This is a genomic window from Flintibacter sp., from assembly GCF_046973065.1.
Genome location: NZ_JBKVXZ010000017.1, coordinates 14,812 through 30,153, shown reverse-complemented (window position 1 = coordinate 30,153; position 15,342 = coordinate 14,812). Strand labels below are relative to the sequence as shown.

The 15,342-nt window shown below is 60.6% G+C and carries 11 protein-coding genes and 1 riboswitch; of the genes, 2 read left to right on the top strand and 9 right to left on the bottom strand.

Features of this window, described 5'->3' with window-relative positions; translation table 11 throughout:
* Positions 1–49: 49 nt before the first annotated feature.
* The 8 genes from ACLTXB_RS08170 to ACLTXB_RS08135 form a co-directional block, all read right to left on the bottom strand.
* Positions 50–1,393, bottom strand: coding sequence for an MATE family efflux transporter (locus ACLTXB_RS08170; protein ID WP_428226611.1), 1,344 nt, complete (start codon positions 1,391–1,393; stop codon positions 50–52).
* Between the two features lie 243 nt (positions 1,394–1,636).
* The gene (locus tag ACLTXB_RS08165) at positions 1,637–2,974 is read right to left on the bottom strand and encodes a 2-hydroxyglutaryl-CoA dehydratase (protein ID WP_428226610.1); all 1,338 of its coding nucleotides are present in this window, start codon (positions 2,972–2,974) and stop codon (positions 1,637–1,639) included.
* Between the two features lie 51 nt (positions 2,975–3,025).
* Positions 3,026–5,959, bottom strand: coding sequence for an acyl-CoA dehydratase activase (locus tag ACLTXB_RS08160; RefSeq protein ID WP_428226609.1), 2,934 nt, complete (start codon positions 5,957–5,959; stop codon positions 3,026–3,028).
* A gap of 266 nt (positions 5,960–6,225) precedes the next feature.
* Positions 6,226–9,165, bottom strand: coding sequence for a M56 family metallopeptidase (locus tag ACLTXB_RS08155; protein WP_428226608.1), 2,940 nt, complete (start codon positions 9,163–9,165; stop codon positions 6,226–6,228).
* Positions 9,162–9,533 (bottom strand): BlaI/MecI/CopY family transcriptional regulator, encoded by a 372-nt coding sequence (locus ACLTXB_RS08150; protein ID WP_428226607.1) that lies wholly within the window; start codon positions 9,531–9,533, stop codon positions 9,162–9,164. The genes ACLTXB_RS08155 and ACLTXB_RS08150 overlap by 4 nt, the downstream gene beginning before the upstream one ends.
* A 120-nt stretch (positions 9,534–9,653) precedes the next feature.
* Complete coding sequence (locus ACLTXB_RS08145; RefSeq protein ID WP_008981551.1) at positions 9,654–10,673, bottom strand: alpha-hydroxy-acid oxidizing protein; 1,020 nt, start codon at positions 10,671–10,673, stop codon at positions 9,654–9,656.
* Positions 10,674–10,727: 54 nt separating this feature from the next.
* Positions 10,728–11,663, bottom strand: coding sequence for an alpha/beta hydrolase (locus tag ACLTXB_RS08140; RefSeq protein WP_428226606.1), 936 nt, complete (start codon positions 11,661–11,663; stop codon positions 10,728–10,730).
* Between the two features lie 75 nt (positions 11,664–11,738).
* Positions 11,739–12,353 (bottom strand): hypothetical protein, encoded by a 615-nt coding sequence (locus ACLTXB_RS08135; RefSeq protein ID WP_428226605.1) that lies wholly within the window; start codon positions 12,351–12,353, stop codon positions 11,739–11,741.
* Between the two features lie 133 nt (positions 12,354–12,486).
* On the opposite strand from ACLTXB_RS08135, the gene ACLTXB_RS08130 reads away from it, so the two are divergent.
* Positions 12,487–12,903 carry a PaaI family thioesterase gene (locus ACLTXB_RS08130; RefSeq protein WP_008981554.1) on the top strand — a complete coding sequence of 139 codons (417 nt, stop codon included), beginning with the start codon at positions 12,487–12,489 and terminating at the stop codon, positions 12,901–12,903.
* Between the two features lie 76 nt (positions 12,904–12,979).
* A riboswitch (Lysine riboswitch) is annotated at positions 12,980–13,147 on the top strand.
* A gap of 160 nt (positions 13,148–13,307) precedes the next feature.
* Positions 13,308–15,062 (top strand): Na+/H+ antiporter NhaC family protein, encoded by a 1,755-nt coding sequence (locus ACLTXB_RS08125; protein ID WP_110442059.1) that lies wholly within the window; start codon positions 13,308–13,310, stop codon positions 15,060–15,062.
* 57 nt (positions 15,063–15,119) lie between these two features.
* Here ACLTXB_RS08125 and ACLTXB_RS08120 read toward each other — a convergent pair whose 3' ends face one another.
* Positions 15,120–15,302, bottom strand: a complete 183-nt coding sequence (locus tag ACLTXB_RS08120; RefSeq protein WP_008981556.1) for a hypothetical protein — start codon at positions 15,300–15,302, stop codon at positions 15,120–15,122.
* Positions 15,303–15,342 lie beyond the last annotated feature (40 nt).

Genomic DNA, 15,342 nt, shown 5'->3' with positions numbered 1-15,342 from the left:
ATGAAAAAAGCTGTCCCCCCAACGGGGGACAGCTTTTTTGCGCTCTTTTTTACCCTTCCAGGGCGCGGATGCGGGGGACCACAGTCTTGCGGTAGAGGGGGATGGCGATGGCCAGGGTGAGCAGCTCAGCGAGAAGGAAGCACAGCCACACCAGTTCCGGCTTCACACGGATCAGAAGCAGGGCGATGGGGAGCAGGAAAATGATCTGGCGCAGCAGGGAGACCAGCAGCGAGCAGCTGCTGCGGTCCAGGGACTGGAAAGCGGCGGAGAGAACAATGCTCACGGAGGCCACGGCGAAAGCCAGGGCGGTCATCCGCAGGGCGGGTACGCCCATAATAATGGCCTCCTCCGGCGCCTGAAAGCACCAGCGCAGCAGAGGGGAAGCGGCCAGCGAAAGGATTGCCGTACCGGCCAGACCGGTGCACACCCCCAGCTGGAGGCCAAACCGGATGGATTGGGAGATGCGGGGGGCGTTTTTCGCGCCGTAGTTGTAGCTGATGATGGGGATGAGGCCGCTGTTCACGCCAAAGATGGGCATGAATACAAAGGACTGGATCTTGAAATAGACCCCCAGGACGAATACCCCGGTCTCCGACCACAGGTTCATGATCTGATTGAGTCCCAGAGTCATAAAGCTGGAGGGAGACTGCATGACGATGGCTGGGGCGGCAATGCGGAGGATCTCACCGGTAAGCGGGGAAGAGAAGTGGAAACGGCGGGGAGAGATGGGAAAGCTGTGGCGAAGGCGCCACAGAAGGAAAAAGCCGATGCAGGCGCCGGAAATCTGTCCGATCACGGTGGCCACCGCGGCGCCTACCACACCCATATCAAAGATAAAGATGAAGATGGGGTCCAGCACGATGTTCAGCAGCGCGCCCGAGCCCTGAACGATCATAAATCCAGCGGGGTGGCCGGTGGACTGGAGAATACGTTCACAGAGAAACTGCATGCAAAGGCCGATGGACAGTCCGCAGCAGATGGTGAGATAGGCAATGCCCGACTGAACCACCACCGGATTGTCCGAGCAGCTTTGGAAGAAGGGAGTACAGCCTACCAGGGCAAAGATAAGAGCCAGCAGCCAGACCGCGCCGTAGAGCAAAAAGCCGTGGCAGGCCGCATTTACTGCATCCTCCAGGCGGCCTTCTCCCAGGCGCTTGGCCAGAATGGCGTTGAATCCCACTCCCAGGCCGGCGCAGAAGGCTACGATCATCAGCTGCACCGGATAGGCGTAGGACAGAGCCAGAAAGTCCAGATCGCTGACCTGAGCCACATAGATGCTGTCCACCAGGTTGTAGATGGCACCCATGAGCATGGAGAGCATGATGGGCGAGGACATGGTAAGCACCAGCTTCCGCACCGGCATGGTGCCCAGGATGTTGTTGTGTTGTTCCATGAGATCTCGTTCCTTTCTTTTGAATAAAAAAACACGAGCTCCCCCCTGGGAGCCCGTGTTACCAACTGAAATATCCATCCGTGGGGATCGACGGGCCCGTGGGCACGGATGGCGCTGTCTTGTGCCTCAGTATATCAGAATACCCCTGGACCGTCAAGGGCGTGAGAGGGCTTCTCAGGGCCGAAGAGAGGCAAAAAAACGGCAGACCGCTTGCGGTCTGCCGTTTTGAAGCTGAAATACAAATCAAGCGTGGGCGCCGGCGTGGGTAAGGGTGCGGCTGCCCTCCTGGGCGGCGGCACGGGGCGCGGCGCTCTCCTGGTGGGAGAGGCCCTTGGCGTTGGCCAGCATGAGCTTGATACGGTTTTCCTGGTTGATCTTGGTTGCGCTGGGATCGTAGTCGATGGCCACGATGTTGCTGGTGGGGTAGTCGTCCTTCAGCTTACGGATCATGCCCTTGCCCACGATGTGGTTGGGCAGGCAGCCGAAGGGCTGGGTGCAGACGATGTTGTTGGTGCCGGAGTGGATGAGCTCCAGCATCTCGGCGGTGAGCAGCCAGCCCTCGCCCATCTTGTTGCCGTCGCCCAGGTAGCCGTGGACCAGCTTGTGCAGATCCTGGAAGGTGCCGGGGGCGCGGAAGCGGTGGGAGTTCTCCAGAGCCTGGATCATATCCTTCTGGCAGCCCTCAATGTAGGACATAAAGACCTTGCAGGCCGCCTTCTTGATCCACTTGCCGCCGTACAGATCCACGTCGGAAACCCGGTTGTAGATCTTGAAGATGATGAAGTCGGTGAGGCCGGGCACCACAGGCTCCACGCCCTCGCTGAGCAGGAACTTCTCCAGGTTGTTGTTGCCCAGGGGGGCGAACTTTACGTAGATCTCGCCCACGATGCCTACCCGGATCTTAGGCTCGCCCTGAACGGGGATGGAGGCAAAGTCATCGCAAATCTCGGCAAAAATCTTGCGCATCTGGGCGCGGCTCATGCCCTTGCCCTGCTCAAAACCGGATACTAGCTGGTGGGACCAGGCATCGATCATAGCATCGGTCTCGCCGGCATTGACCTCGTAGGGGCGCACCTGGTTGGCCACGTTGACGATGATGTCGCCGTACATCATGGCGTACACTGCCTTGCGGATAAAGGGCAGGGTCAGGTTGAAGCCGGGGTTCTTCTCCAGGCCGGACAGGTTGACGGACACCACGGGGATGTAAGCCATGTCGGCCTTCTCCAGGGCCTTGCGCAACAGGTGGATGTAGTTGCTGGCCCGGCAGCCGCCGCCGGTCTGGGTGATGAGCAGGCCCACCTTGTGGGGGTCGTAGCCGCCGTGCTTCACCGCGTCGATGAGCTGGCCGATGACCAGCAGGGCGGGGTAGCAGGTGTCGTTGTGGACGTACTTGAGACCCTCGTCCACGATCCCGCGGTGGTTGGTGGTGAGCATATCCACCTTGTAGCCCTGATTCTGCAGGAGCTTTTGCATCATGCCAAAGTGGACGGGGAGCATCTGGGGCATCAGAAGGGTGTACTCCTCCTTCATCTCCTTCGTAAAGAGCAGACGGCCGGTTTCATCATACACAAGCTTAGCCATAGAGATGTTTCCTTTCTACATGAAAACGTATTTTACGTTGAAACAGTGGGGTTACTGGGCCTTGCGGGCCTCAATGGCGGCCATCAGGGACCGGATACGGATCTTGACCGCGCCCAGATTGCTGATGTCGTCGATCTTCAGCTGGGTGTAGAGCTTGCCGCCCTGCTCCAGAATGGAGCGCATCTCATCGCCGGTGATGGCGTCGATGCCGCAGCCGAAGGAGACCAGCTGAATAAGCTCCATGTCCTCTTGCGTGCACACGTACCGGGCCGCATTGTACATACGGGCGTGGTAGGTCCACTGGTTGAGCACATGGCGGGGAGCCTTATCCTCCAGGTAGGCCACTGCATCCTCAGTGATAAGGATGAAGCCGAAGGAGGTAATCAGGTCATTGATGCCGTGGTTGATCTCCGGGTCCATGTGGTAGGGCCGTCCGGCCACCACCAGGATGGGCCGGTTCTCAGCCCGGGCCTGCTCGATGTAGGCGCGGCCGGTGGCGCGGAGATCTTCTTTGTAGGCGTCGTAGGCGGCGTAGGCAGCCTTAGCGGCGGCTACGGTCTCCCGCTTGGGCACCTGGAACTCGTTGAAGAACCACTCACTGGCCTTGCGCTCAAAGTCCTTGGGACGGTGCAGGCCAAAGTAGGGGTTTAAGTAGCACACCTTTTTCAGGCTGGGCACGTTGGCGGCCAGCAGCTCGGGGTAGTAGGCCACCACGGGACAGTTGTAGTTGTTGTCGCTGACGCCCTCGTTGAAGTTGTAGGGCATGCAGGGATAGAAGATGGCGTCCACACCCGCCTCCACCAGGGCCTCCACATGGCCGTGGAGGAGCTTTGCGGGATAGCACACGGTGTCGGAGGGAATGGTGCGCTGGCCCTTCAAATAGAGCTTGCGGGAGGACTCGGGGGAGAGGACCACCTCAAAGTTCAGGCGGGTAAACAGCTCAAACCAGAAGGGCAGGTTCTCGTACATGTTCAGGCCGAAGGGAATGCCGATCTTGCCCCGGGAGCCGTCTCCCTGACCCTTGCCGTGGAGGGCACGGAGCTTCCCGTATTTGTAGCGCATCAGGTCGGGCAGGTGGCTGGGTTCCTCGCCCAGGGGACGGGAACAGCGGTTGCCCGAGACAAAGCGCCGCCCACCGTCAAAGGTGTTGATGGTGAGGGAGCAGTGGTTGGTGCACAGGCCGCAGGTGGCGGGCTTGGCCACGTGGGTAAACTTTTCCAGAGCCTTGGCATTGAGAATGCCGCTCTTTTCCAGATGCAGGTCCCGGGCGGCCAGAGCGGCGCCGAAGGCGCCCATGATGCCCGAGATGGTGGGGCGGGTCACATCCCGGCCCAGCTCCTGCTCAAAGGCCCGGAGCACCGCGTCGTTGTGGAAGGTGCCGCCCTGGACCACGATGTGCTTGCCCAGGTCATCGGCACTGGCAGCCCGGATGACCTTGTAAATGGCGTTCTTGACGATGGAGATGGACAGGCCTGCAGAGATGTCCTCCACGCTGGCACCGTCCTTCTGGGCCTGCTTGACACTGGAGTTCATAAACACGGTGCAGCGGCTGCCCAGGTTTACCGGGTGCTGGGCAAACAGGCCCAGCTTGGCAAAGTCGGCGATGGAGTAGCCCAGGGCCTTGGCGAAGGTCTCAATAAAGGAGCCGCAGCCGGAGGAGCAGGCCTCGTTGAGCATGATGGAGTCCACCGCGCCGTTGCGGATCTTAAAGCACTTCATGTCCTGGCCGCCGATGTCGATGATGAAGTCCACGTCGGGGTTGAAGTGGCGGGCGGCGCTGTAGTGGGCCACCGTCTCCACCAGCCCGGCGTCGCAGGAGAAGGCATTTTTAATCAGATCTTCGCCGTAGCCGGTGACGGCCGCGCCCTTGATGGTGATGCGGTTGCCGCACAGCTTGTAGATCTCCCGGAGCTGCTCCAGCACGATGGCCACCGGATTGCCCAGGTTGGAGTGGTAGTAGGTGTAGAGCAGGCCGCCGTCGGCGGTGATCAGCGCGATTTTGGTGGTGGTGGAGCCGGCGTCAATGCCCAGCCAGGCGGCGCCGGTGTAGGTGTGTATGTCCACCTCGGGGGGGTGCATAGCGTTGTGACGGGCCAGGAAGGCGTCGTACTCCTCCTGACTGTCAAAGAGGGGGGGCATGGTGTCCACCAGGCCCACGCTGTCCACGCTCTTCTCCAGCCGGTCCAGCACCTCGTCAAAGGAGCGCTCGCCGTAGTCGGAGGAGCACAGGGCCGCGCCCATAGCGGCGAAGCAGTCGCCGTCCTCGGGGAACACGGCGTGGTCGGCGTCCAGCTTCAGGGTCTCCACGAACCGCTGCCGCAGGCCCATGAGGAAGTGGAGGGGGCCGCCCAGGAAGACGATCTTGCCCTTGAGCTCCCGGCCCTGGGTGAGGCCGGCCACCGTCTGATCCACCACGGCCTGGAAGATAGAGGCCGCCACGTCCTCCTTCCGGCCGCCCTGGTTGAGGATGGGCTGGATGTCGCTCTTGGCAAAGACGCCGCAGCGGGAGGCGATGGGGTAGATCTTCTCGTGGCGCAGGCTCAGCTCGTCCAGCTCGTTCACCGTCACGTTCATGAGGGTGGCCATCTGGTCGATGAAGGCGCCGGTGCCGCCGGCGCAGGAGCCGTTCATTCGTTCCTCCAGCGCTCCGCCGAAGAAGATGATCTTGGCATCCTCGCCGCCCAGCTCAATGACAGCGTCGGTGTCGGGAATATATGTATTGACGGCGGCGGCGGTGGCGTAGACCTCCTGGACAAAGTCGATGCCCGAGGCGTTGGCCACGCCCAAGCCGGCCGAGCCGGTGATGACCAGCTTTACCTGCTTGCCCTGGAGCATCTCCTGGATGGAGTGTAAGGTCTCGCAGGCACGCTCACGGGTCTTGGAGTAGTGCCGCTCGTAGGAGCGGAACAGCAGCTTATTTTGTTCATCCAGCACCACCACTTTGACCGTGGTGGAGCCGATGTCGATTCCGATGCGCAGACTCATATGAAAAAAGCTCCTGACATGCATTCTAAATTCTAAATTGAACCGATTTCGATCGTTACTTATGATACTTCCCCAAGGGGGAAAAAACAACGATTTTAACGCTTTCTTAACGCGCGGAAAGGGAGGAAATACGCCGTTTTAACGGTCGAAAATTGTGCATTTCTGCCTTGGAAGAACAATTTTTAATGAAATAAAGTAAAAAAGTAAATTGGCGGAATGCACAAACCCCCCCGCGGCACAATGCCGCCGGGGGTCCTTACAGGCCGTTAGCCTTTCAAGCCCAGCAGGAGGGCTGCGTATTCACCCAGGGAGAGTTGAGATTGTGTAGAAGCTGCATAGCTCTCCGGGTCCAGGGGGAAGTCGCTGGTTGTGGTGACATACTGGACAACTTTTCCATTTTGCTCCACGGTGATGAGGTGCTGGTAGCCCATGTCTGGATGATAACGCAGCTGTCCATCCACCCAGGGACCTCCGGCCCAGGGGGCATGTAACAGATCGTCCAACACAAAGCCGAAATCATAGCCGTAGATATTTACTGTGCTCCCGTCCACCAGGTTGTCAAAAGAGGCCAGGCGATGAAGGGAGGTGAGCTGAGCGCTTTGATAGACCGCACCAAAGTCGGAGGTTTCAGGAAGGGTGCGGGCCTTTTTCAGCTCTTCTTCCAGAACCTGCTCCATCGTATCCAGAACGGCCTGGTCCGTGACAGCGATCTGCTGGCCACTGTCAACCCCTTCGCGTATGAGGTCATAGAGCTCCGCGCAGTTGGTCAAACGGGCGGTTTCGGTGAGACTGACCACATTTTTCTCTCTTCCTGCCATGAGGGTCAGGGTTTGGCCGGAGGAGAGCCGAAGTTCCAGACTCCACAGGGCGTAATCCAGACCAGCCTCGTCATTGGGATACTCCGAAGGGGCAAGGAGCGGCTGCTTGGAAGCCTGGCGGATCAGCTCAGCCAGAGCGGTTTTGTCCAGGGATTGGATCCAACTGTCTGCGGCAGGAGCGCCTATAAAGGTAATGGTTTGAATGTCTGAAGCCTGAAGGTTGGCCATGGTGCGCAGGGTATCCACATTGGCAGGATAACTGGCTGAGCCGGGCTGGGTTTCACGCCAGGTCTCCACCGTTTGGGTGATCTGCTGCATGGTATCTTTAGAAATCCGGGCAAGCACAGGGAGAGCACTTTCCCACACTCCGTCCGAACGACCCAGAGCCAGCAGGTATCCATCTTCCGCCTCAGAGAGATAAAACTCGACCCACTGACTGCCAGGAGTGATAAATGTAAAGGGGTATTGGTCTTTTGCAGAGACCCGCTCAGGCTGCCAGTTGGAGGTTGGCACGGTAAGGTTCTCCAAGAAAAGGTTAGCTAGGGCGGATACCGTCTCCTGGTCTTTGATCTGGTCCCACGCTCCAGGCTCCACGGGAACCCGGACTGTGTCCGCATGATACAACACGGAGTAGAAGAAATCCTGTTCTGGGTATCGGGCCTGCTCCTCGCAGATGGCCTGGACCTGAGAGACGATGGAGTCGGGGATGACGATGGTATACCAGCTTCCCGCGTCCATGGCCCGGGCATACCAACCCTCGGGGGCATCCTCCAGCCACCAGGGAACACCGTGGACGATTTCGTAGAAGGAGGTGTATTTGGTCAGCCACTCTTCCATGTCATAGTCCTCGCTCTGGTTGAGGAGCACACATTCCTCCACACTCAAAAACAACTCGGTCAGCTGATTTTTAAATTCCGGGTACTCCACGCGCCAGGTGCTGGCGTTGCGCTCGCTCTGCTGCTGAGCCAGAGCGGCCAGAGCGGACTCTACTACGCCAGCGTCCTGGGAGAACACGGCCACCGGGGTGTATTTCTCTGCGTTCAGCTGGGCGGGGGTAACCAGGTAGTCGCGTCCATCCAAGTTGCACAGGTAATAGCGGGACATGCTGTTATCCGAGTTCACCAGAGCAATGGTAGAGGCAGAAAAAAGCGGCTCTGTCCAGTCGGCATCCAGTGTGGAAGAATCAGGGGCTTTGGCCTGACTCAGCAGTGTTTTTGCTTCCTCCAAAAGATCGGCATCGGCAATCGCATCCGGGAAAGCTGCGCTGGAGTAAAGAGGGGGAGAATAGCGGATAGATTGAGCATTTTCGACCTGATCCCAATAGGAGGTATCGCCGTCTTGGCTGACATCCTCCGGCTGGTTTTGGCTGCCCCCAAAGGTAAATACCGCCGCCAGGGCCAGCAGGACCACTGCTGCAGCGAGGGCCGTCTTTTTGGCCTTCGGGTGCTTGACCAGCTGGGCGACGCGCTCCTGGATGCTCCCCTTCCCCTCTACCATGGAGGTGGAGCAGGACAGCAGATCCTCTGGACGCAGGCTCCGCTGAGCAACCAGAGAGACTAGAGTGCGGCCGTAAGGGATGCGTTCCTCATCTCCCAGGGCCTTGACTGCCCCGGCGTCGCAGGAGAGTTCCCCATCCCGCTTGGACAGTGCCACCGCCAGCCACACCAGGGGGTTATACCAGTGCAGTGCCAGAGCCAAACACCGCAGGGCAGACCAGATGTGGTCCTTTTGGCGGTAGTGGGTCAGCTCATGGGCCAAAACATGGGCGCGGGTGGGAGAGTCTAACGTCAGCTGGGGTGTGAGGTAGATGCAGGGGCGGAAGAGCCCAAACAGGCAGGGCGAGGGCAGCGACTCTACGGTATACACCGGCAGTGGGCAGTCATCCAGGTCCAGAGAAGTTCTCCTGCGGCGCAGCTTTGCAGAAAAGCGCAGGTTGGAGCCCAGCAGCACCAGGGCGAGGATGACCGCGCCTGCACCCCACACCCCCAGCAGAAGCTGGGCGGGGGAGAGCCATACCAGGGAAAACACCGCCCGCTGTCCGTCGGCGGAGGGCTTTACCGTCCCGGTACTGTTGGCGGTGTGGACCTGTCCCTGGTCGTTAAGATACAGATTGGGGGCCTGGCCCGCCTCCACTTCCTCCATGGAGTAGGAGGAGGGCAGAATGGGGATGGTGGTCTGGGTGAGGGAGGTGGGCTCCGGAGTCAGGTCCGCCGCTGTGGGCAGGTTGGGCATGGGAATCTGGAAGGGTACCAGCAGCCGCAGCAGCACCACCCCCCACAAGGCGTACTTCACCCGGGGAGAGATGCGCCCGCCCAGCAGGCGGCGCAGAGCCAGCACCGCCAAAATGAGCACCGACGAGGTCACAAACCATTGCAGCAGGGTGTTCATTGCTTCTCCGCCTCCTTCAAAATGGCATACAGGGCGTCGATTTCCTCCTGACTGAGGGCTTTCTCACTGGCCATGGCGGATACCATCAGCCCTACACTGCCCTGGTATACCCGGTCCAGAAAGGAGCGGGTTTCCCGGCGCACCGCCTTATCCCGCTCCAGAGCGGGGGTGTAGTACTTGGTGCGGCCATGTACCTCCACCGTCACCAGACCCTTGTCCTCCATGCGCCGCAGGGTGGTGATGGTGGTGCTCTTGGCCCAGCCTACCTTTTGGTGCAGGGCGGTGACCAGCTCCATCACGGTGCTGGGACTGTGCTGCCACAGGCAGTCCATCACATACCACTCGCTGTGGGTGAGCGTCTGTTCCATGCCGTCGCCTCCTATACTGGTTTACTTTGTAGACCTATTATATCCTAGATGGTCTACAATGTCAACCAAAGGGGCAAAAAACCGGCGCGGGGAATCCCACGCCGGTAAAAGGAGGGGCGATCAGCCCCGGAAGATCATATCGCCGGAGATCTCACTCAGACTATGGACTCCGCACATGGCCATGGTGTCCTGGAGCTCGCCCTTGAGCTTGTCGGTAAGCACCTTCACGCCCTCGGCCTGGCCGCCGTAGACGGCGGTGACATAGGGCCGGGCCAGGATGCAGGCATCAGCGCCCAGAGCCAGAGCCTTGCACACATCCACGCCGGTACGGATGCCGCCGTCCACCAGCACCACCATCTGGCCCTTTACAGCCTGGGCGATGGCGGGCAGCACACTGGCGGTGGCAGGGACGCCGTCCTGAACGCGGCCGCCGTGGTTGGAGACCACGATGCCGGCGGCTCCCGCCTCCAGCGCCTTCTGAGCGCCCTTCACGGTCATAATGCCCTTGATGATAAAGGGCACCTTTACGTACTCAATGATTTCCCGCAGCTCGGCTACCGTCTTGGAGCCGGCGGGGGGATTGAGGCCCTTCAGGAAGGGCAGGCCTGCCGCGTCGATGTCCATAGCGAACACCTTGGCGCCGGAGGCCTTGGCGGCGTCCAGCTTGGCATACAGGGTGTCACGGTCCCAGGGCTTCACGGTGGGAATACCCTTGCCGCCGTTGGCGCCGATGGCGGCGGCGGCCGCAGTAAAGACCTCAGGGTTGGTGCCGTCGCCGGTGAAGGCGGCGATGCCGGCCTGGGCGCAGGCGGGAACCAGGATATTGTTGTACTCCAGATCGTTGTACTTATCTCCGTAATGGAGGTTTACCGCGCCCACCGGGCCGGCAAAGACGGGCAGGTCGTACTCCTGACCGAAAAAGTTGAATTTGGTGTCCACCGGACCGTTTTCACAGATGGTGTCCATGTTGAGGCAGATCTCCTGCCAGGCTTGGTAGTTGCGCACCGCCACGGTGCCGGTTCCCTTGGAGCCGGGGCCGGGCATAGTGCTGCCGCAGGCCTTGCCGTTGCACACCGGACAGGCCTTGCAATAGGGGCCGCTGCAGGTGCGGGCGGCGGCCAGAACTTCCTGATAGGTCACGAAAACCCCTCCTTTGTTTCTTCCCTCCGATTGTAAACCGGAGGGCGGGCTCCGTCAAGCGTTTCCGCGGTGTTCCTCCAGCCAGGAGAGCAGGTCGTCCAGCACCTCCGGGGCATTGAGTTCATGGAACATCTCGTGGCGGCCGCCGGGGTAGAGGCGGAGCGTCACGTCCCGGCACCCGGCCTGGCGGAACATCTCCACCACTTTTTTTACCCCCTTGCCCATGCCGCCCACCGGGTCCTGGTCGCCGGAGAAGAAGTAAACCGGGGTGCTGGGGTCCATACGGGCCAGGTTCTCCCTTTTGGCGATATACTGAAGGCCGCCCATCATGGCCTCAAACATGGACACGGTGGACTGATACTGGCAGTAGGGGTCGGCCAGGTAGGCATCCACCTGGGCCTCATCCCGGGAGATCCAGTCAGCACCGGTGCGGTTGGGGGCGAATTTCCGGTTGTAGGCCCCCAAAGATAGCTTGTCCACCAGGGGGCTGATGCCCCGGTGACCCAGGCGGCGGCGCTCCACCCCGGCCAGCCACCTGCCCAGGGCAACCAGGGGAGCGCTCTCCTGTCCGGTGCCGGACAGAATGACCCCGGTGAGGGTGCCGGGGTAGTTGATGAGGTAGGTGCGGGTGAGAAACGAGCCCATGGAGTGGCCCAGAAGGAAATAGGGCTGGTCCGGGTACTTCTCTCCCTGGAGCTTTCGCAGGGCGGCCACGTCACGGATCACCATGGACCAGCCGTCCTTCTCCCCGAAAAAGCCCTCCTCGCCCTGGCCGGCAGTCTTGCCGTGGCCCAGGTGGTCCTCGCCGCACACCAGATAGCCGTGCTCTGCCAGAAAAGCGGCAGCCCCCTCATAGCGGCCTATATGCTCCGCAACTCCGTGGACGATTTGCACCACGCCACGGAGCGGGCCCTGGGGGACCCACTCCTGGGCGTGGATGGTGTGGACGCCGTCGCTGGACGGATAGGTAAACTCCCGCAGCTGTGCCATGTTGCTACCCTCTTTCCGGCCCGAGGGCCTGTTTTCCTTAGTTTACCCCAGGGGAAGAAGGGTAGTCAAGGTGCGTCACATCTGCTCCAGCAGTGCGCGGATGCGCCCTGCCCGCAGCCGGGCGGCGTGCTCCAGCTCCCGGAACAGCTCCCGCAGACAGGGGTCGCCCGAAGTGCCTGCGGCGTAGTCGGACAGTTTGGCGGCCCGCTGCTGCTCCAGCAAAAAGAGACTGCGCAGCTGCCAGGGAGCGGCTCCGGACAGGGGAACGGCCTGAGAGGCGGGGGTGTAGCGCTCCCCGGTGATGAGGAAATAGGCCGCGCACAGCCGCCGGTGGTCCTGACCCAGGCTGGGTAGGAGACTGCTGAGCAGTCGGGCGGTGCGCCCGCCGCAGCGCCGTGCAGTGTTCTGATAGGCCCGGGAGAGGGCACAGGTGTCCTCCATCAGCTGTTCCAGACAGGGGGCGTAGCTCTCAGAATCCGGGCACAGGCAGGCAGGTGGAGAGGTCTGGGGGGGACAGGGCGAGACTGGGGGTGTGGGGATCTCCGGCGTGCCGGGAGAGTCGGGGGAGAAGGCGGGGACGGTGGGCTGGATGGGACTCAGGTCCTGGTCTGGCATGACTCTGCGCCACACCCGCTGGAAGGTGTCCTGGTCAAAGGGCTCCAGCGTGAGCCCAGGTGTTTTCTGCTTCATGGTTCTGCCTCCAAACATGTGGGATTTCTCCCCATCCTATGCCGTGGGAGGGAAAAGGGGAACGCAGCCTTGCCGGGCGGGCCGGTTTGTGCTACTATGGTGTCAATTTGAGCAAATTTCAGGAGGAAGTTTGATGGAACCCTTAGAAAAAATTCAGCCTATCTCCAGTGTGGTCAATCAGCCCCATCAGTTCTCCTATGAGAACGGGATCTACGTCACCAAAGTGGAGCCCGGCCGGGCGGAGGGCGTGCTGGAGGTGGGACCGGACAGCATCAACCCCCACGGCATGGTCCACGGCGGAGCGCTGGCTACTCTGGCGGACACAGTGGGGGGCAGCTGTGCCTGTGCCACCGGACGGCGCTGTGTCACCGCCAGCAGCAGTATGGAGTTTCTCCGTCCGGCCAGCGGCAAGCGCATCACCTGCATTGCCACCCCGAAAAAGGAGGGACGCACCCTGTCGGTCATCCAGGTGGAGTTGTACAACGATCAGGGCAAACTGGTGGTCACCGGCACATTTACCTTTTTCATGATGGAGAAAGTGCCCAAATAAACGGGGATTTAGGGGGAAAAACGGGAATCAGCCTTGACATTCCCCCTGGAGCATGGTAGGATACACCCAATCAAATAAAAGGGATAGAGGCGCGGTTCTCATGCGTACTCCGGGACAAGGCCAGGCAGCCGTTCCGGAGGAGAGGGTGAACCGCCGAAGGTCCCCACCGCCTGCCTGGGCGGCGGACCTGGGCCGCGGGATAAGATCCTGCGGACTGTCACTTTTGTGGAGCGCTATCCAGAGGTCCTCTTGCCGCGGTTTTCTGCGGAAAGAGGACATCCGGTTTTGCCATGGGCGCGCTTCGCGTTCATGGTTTTTTGTTGCGCAAGCGCACCGGGAGAGATGTCGTGTGTGTTGGTCGTCCCGGTGGAACTAATTTTTGGAGGGAAATGAGAACTATGAGAATGAACCGACGCTGGTTGGGCCGGATCGTGCTGGCGCTGATCCTGGTTCTGACCCTGATGAGCGTGGCCTTTGCCGCCGGAGAGGGCGGAAGCCGCCCCACCGTGGAGTGCTCTGCCTGCCAGGGCTACGGCATCTGCATGGAGTGCTACGGCACCGACCCCGCCTGCGCTGTCTGTGAAGGGACCAACGTATGCGCCACCTGCGGCGGCGAAGGTGTGGTCCCCGCGGCCAGCAACTTCTACGCTACCGCTTTTGCCCTGCTGCCCCCTGTCATCGCCATTGCCCTGGCTCTGATCACCAAGGAGGTTTACTCCTCCCTGTTTATCGGTATCCTGGTGGGCGGCTTGCTTTACTCCAACTTCTCCTTCGAGGGCACCGTCCTTCACGTCTTTGAGGACGGCATCGCCTCGGTGCTGTCTGACAGCTACAACGTGGGCATCCTGATCTTCCTGGTTATCCTGGGCTCCATGGTGTGCCTAATGAACAAGGCGGGCGGCTCCGCCGCCTTCGGCCGCTGGGCCTCCGAGAACATCAAGAGCCGTGTGGGCGCGCAGCTGGCTGCCATTCTGCTGGGTGTGCTCATCTTCATCGATGACTACTTCAACTGCCTCACCGTGGGTTCCGTGATGCGTCCCATCACCGACAAGCACAACGTCTCCCGCGTGAAGCTGGCCTACCTCATCGACGCCACCGCTGCCCCCGTGTGTATCATCGCCCCCATCAGCTCCTGGGCCGCCGCCGTCTCCGGCTTCGTGGAGGACGGCCAGGGCCTGGCTCTGTTCATCAAGGCCATCCCCTATAACTTCTACGCCCTGCTGACCATCGTGATGATGATTTCCATGGTGGTTATGAAGGTGGAGTTTGGCCCCATGCTCAAGTATGAGCGCAACGCCATCAAGACCGGCGACCTGTTCTCCGGTTCCAACCCCTATGCCGGCCTCATCGAGGAGGACGCCGACGACAGCAAGGGCAAGGTCATTGACCTGGTGCTGCCTATCATTGTGCTGGTGGTCTGCTGCGTGATCGGTATGATCTACTCCGGCGGCTTCTTCTCCGGCACTAACTTTGTGGACGCCTTCTCCAACTCCGACGCTTCCATTGGCCTGATGCTGGGTTCCGCCTTCGGCCTCATTTTCACCCTGATCTTCTACTCCATCCGCCGCTCTATGTCCTTCCGTGACATGATGGGCTGCATCCCCGAGGGCTTCAAGGCCATGGTGCCCGCCATCATGATCCTGACCTTTGCCTGGTCTCTGAAGGCCATGACTGACTCCCTTGGCGCTACCGCCTTCGTGGAGTATGTGGTCAATGAGTATGCCAAGGGCTTTGCTCTGTTCCTGCCCGCCATCGTGTTTGTCATCGGTTGCCTGCTGGCCTTTGCCACCGGCACCAGCTGGGGTACCTTCGGCATCCTGATCCCCATCACCCTGGCCATCTTCCCCCTGAACGACCCCATGGGTGTGGTCTGTGTGTCCGCCTGCATGGCCGGTGCTGTGTGCGGCGACCACTGCTCCCCCATCTCCGACACCACCATTATGGCCTCTGCCGGTGCGCAGTGTGACCACGTCAACCACGTGGCGACTCAGCTGCCCTATGCCACCGCCTGTGCCGCGATCTCCTGCTTCAGCTATGTGCTGGCCGGTCTGCTGATCCACTTCGGCGCTCCCGGTCTGCTGGCTCTGCCTGTGGGCGTTGTGCTGGTGCTGGGCTTCCTGTTCTTCATGCGTACCCACGGCGACGGTGTGGAGGACTAAGAAATATTCCATAGAATAAGGAAAGGCCCCATCCGAAAGGATGGGGCCTTTTGTTGGTTAATCGGGGATTTTCTCGGCGGCAGGGCCGCAGGGCTGGTGCTTCTTTTCCTCCTCCAGCTTCTTCTCACGCTCGGCCAGGCCCTGAAGCACCTGGATGGCGTAGTCGATAGCGGGGATGGCGCTGGCGGTGCAGTACTGCCGGACTTGCTTGAGTTCCTTGATGGCCTGATGAGCGGTCATAGAACACACTTCCTCTCCCGAATATCTCTAATCACATTGT

Excerpts from the sequence above, each read along its gene's own strand:
- ACLTXB_RS08130 (WP_008981554.1), top strand. The coding sequence starts at position 12,487 with ATGGAACCCTTAGAAAAAATTCAGCCTATCTCCAGTGTGGTCAATCAG.
- ACLTXB_RS08155 (WP_428226608.1), bottom strand. The coding sequence starts at position 9,165 with ATGAACACCCTGCTGCAATGGTTTGTGACCTCGTCGGTGCTCATTTTG.
- ACLTXB_RS08170 (WP_428226611.1), bottom strand. The coding sequence starts at position 1,393 with ATGGAACAACACAACAACATCCTGGGCACCATGCCGGTGCGGAAGCTG.
- ACLTXB_RS08150 (WP_428226607.1), bottom strand. The coding sequence starts at position 9,533 with ATGGAACAGACGCTCACCCACAGCGAGTGGTATGTGATGGACTGCCTG.
- ACLTXB_RS08120 (WP_008981556.1), bottom strand. The coding sequence starts at position 15,302 with ATGACCGCTCATCAGGCCATCAAGGAACTCAAGCAAGTCCGGCAGTAC.
- ACLTXB_RS08125 (WP_110442059.1), top strand. The coding sequence starts at position 13,308 with ATGAACCGACGCTGGTTGGGCCGGATCGTGCTGGCGCTGATCCTGGTT.
- ACLTXB_RS08165 (WP_428226610.1), bottom strand. The coding sequence starts at position 2,974 with ATGGCTAAGCTTGTGTATGATGAAACCGGCCGTCTGCTCTTTACGAAG.
- ACLTXB_RS08135 (WP_428226605.1), bottom strand. The coding sequence starts at position 12,353 with ATGAAGCAGAAAACACCTGGGCTCACGCTGGAGCCCTTTGACCAGGAC.
- ACLTXB_RS08160 (WP_428226609.1), bottom strand. The coding sequence starts at position 5,959 with ATGAGTCTGCGCATCGGAATCGACATCGGCTCCACCACGGTCAAAGTG.
- ACLTXB_RS08140 (WP_428226606.1), bottom strand. The coding sequence starts at position 11,663 with ATGGCACAGCTGCGGGAGTTTACCTATCCGTCCAGCGACGGCGTCCAC.